This is a genomic window from Enterobacter sp. PL1 (assembly GCF_945957325.1).
Taxonomy (GTDB): domain Bacteria; phylum Pseudomonadota; class Gammaproteobacteria; order Enterobacterales; family Enterobacteriaceae; genus Enterobacter; species Enterobacter roggenkampii.
In genome coordinates this window covers 1-2,234 of the sequence record NZ_CAMFKT010000069.1, presented here as the reverse complement: position 1 = coordinate 2,234, position 2,234 = coordinate 1, and the positions used below count along the sequence as shown (strand labels likewise).

At 56.7% G+C, this 2,234-nt stretch carries 1 protein-coding gene; it reads right to left on the bottom strand.

From position 1 onward, the window contains the following. Positions 1 to 33: 33 nt before the first annotated feature. A partial coding sequence (locus tag N6P30_RS24205; protein WP_260630003.1) for a Tn3-like element Tn5403 family transposase occupies positions 34 to 2,234 on the bottom strand: 2,201 nt, incomplete at its 5' end.

The following is a 2,234-nucleotide window of genomic DNA, read 5'->3' as shown; positions in this document are numbered from 1 at the left end:
GGGGTCGGTTCCGGCTGAGGGCGAAATGACACCCTAAGCTTTCGGTTCCTTGGGCCAAAGATATTCGCCAGTCAGTAGAATGTGCGCCCAGCCCAATGGGGATATGTGGGGAAGAAATTCAGGGGGAACATCCAACCCTTCGTTCCGCCGCTCCGTGACGGCATGACCAAGATGGACGGTATTCCAGTAAATGATCACCGCAGTCAATAAATTGAGCCCAGCGATTCGGTAGTGCTGCCCCTCTGTCGTGCGATCGCGAATTTCCCCCTGCCTCCCGATACGGAGCGCATTTTTGAGCGCATGGTGGGCCTCTCCCTTGTTAAGACCGATCTGAGCACGCCGCTGCATGTCCGTATCCAGGATCCACTCAATAATGAAAAGGGTCCGTTCAATACGACCAACTTCACGAAGCGCAACTGCAAGGTTGTTTTGTCGTGGGTAAGAAGCGAGCTTGCGCAGGAGTTGGCTGGGCCTGATTTTGCCAGCGGTCATCGTCGCGGCACAACGGAAAATATCAGGCCAGTTCGCAACGATAAGATCCTCCCGGGCTTTTCCACCTACCAACTTGCGTAACTCCCTGGGGGTCGTATCGGGATTAAATACGTACAACCGCTTCGATGGCAGATCCCTGATTCGCAGAACGAGATTGTAGCCGAGCAGGCTACTGGCTCCGAACAAATGGTCGGTGAATCCTGCTGTATCGGCATACTGTTCGCGAACATGGCGACCGACCTCGTTCATCAGTAGTCCATCGAGAATATACGGTGCCTCGCTCACGGTCGCCGGGATCGACTGACAAGCGAATGGCGCGAACTGGTCGCTTACGTGAGTATACGCTTTGAGGCCGGGAACAGAACCATATTTGGCATTGACCATGTTCATGGCTTCGCCATGCCGCGCTGTCGGGAAAAACTGACCATCGCTCGATGCTGACGTGCCCATCCCCCAGACGCGTGACATCGGCAGTTTACCCTGCGCGGCCACCACAATTGCCAATGCCTGGTTCATGGCTTCGCTTTCAACATGCCAGCGGGCAAGGCGTGAGAGCTGCCAGTAATCATGCGTGTTTGTAGCTTCCGCCATCTTACGCAGGCCCAGATTGAGCCCTTCAGCGAGCAGGACGTTGAGCAGACCGATCCGGTCGCGACATGGAGCCCCGGTTCTCAGATGGGTAAACGCATCTGTGAAACCAAGGGCTGCATCAACTTCAAGCAGCATGTCGGTAATCCGAACGGACGGCATTCGGCGATACAGATCCAGTATGAGTGCCTCGGCACCATCCGGCACGTCTGCTGTCAACCTGTCGATCCGCAACGTTCCATCTTCTATGCTACCGTGCGGAATAGTGCCGTTACGGGCAGCCCGGGCCAGCCGCTTAAGAGCGATCGTGAGTCGCGCCTTTCTGTCTGCCAGCCAATCCTGTGGGTTGGAAGGCACGGCCAGTTTTGCATTTTCCTGCGCCGCGATCATCGGCACCAGTACCTGCTTGAGGTCACCATAGCGGCGCGAATGAGCGAGCCAGACATCTCCGGAACGAAAAGCATCCCGGAGGTGAAAGAGTACCGCCACTTCCCAAAGACGGGTATCTCCTTTTTCCTGAGCTCGTAAATGACGGTTCCATTTGGAGCTGGGCCGCAGGAAACGCCTTTCTGGCGATGCAACACCTTTCATCTCTCCGATCGACAAAGCTGCTGCTACCAATGGTCCGGCGACCGGCGCGGCTTCGAGCTTCAGACAGCGCAACATGCGGGGCGCATAACGACGAAAGCGATGGTATCCCTGCCCGACATATGCAAGAGGCTCATCGGCTAGCGTGTTGCTGAGTTGAGTCCCTGTCGCTACCAGTTGAGCGAGCCGGTCCCATGCAACCGAACTGGCGACAGCCATCTCCAGCGGGGTTCCGTCACTGCGGGCCTCAAGCAACGAAGCTCCCAGCGCGGTGAAGGTACGGATCGTATCCGTGAGTGTGGCTTTAGAGCCGGAAATTGTTTCGTCATGCTGGCGCTTCGCTTCCCGCCAGGTTTTTCCTACGATCCTGTCATGGGTTTCGACTATGGCATCAGCAATCGCCGCTTCCCACTCCACAACACAGACGGCAAGGATCGCCCAGCGGCGGTCCGAAGTGATGTCACGCAAACCGTCGGTGAAGTAGCGTTCACCCTGCCGACGCAGCCGGGCAATGCGATGGGCAGGTATGCTGGCCAAAGCACTATGATTGATATTCAGGGTACGCA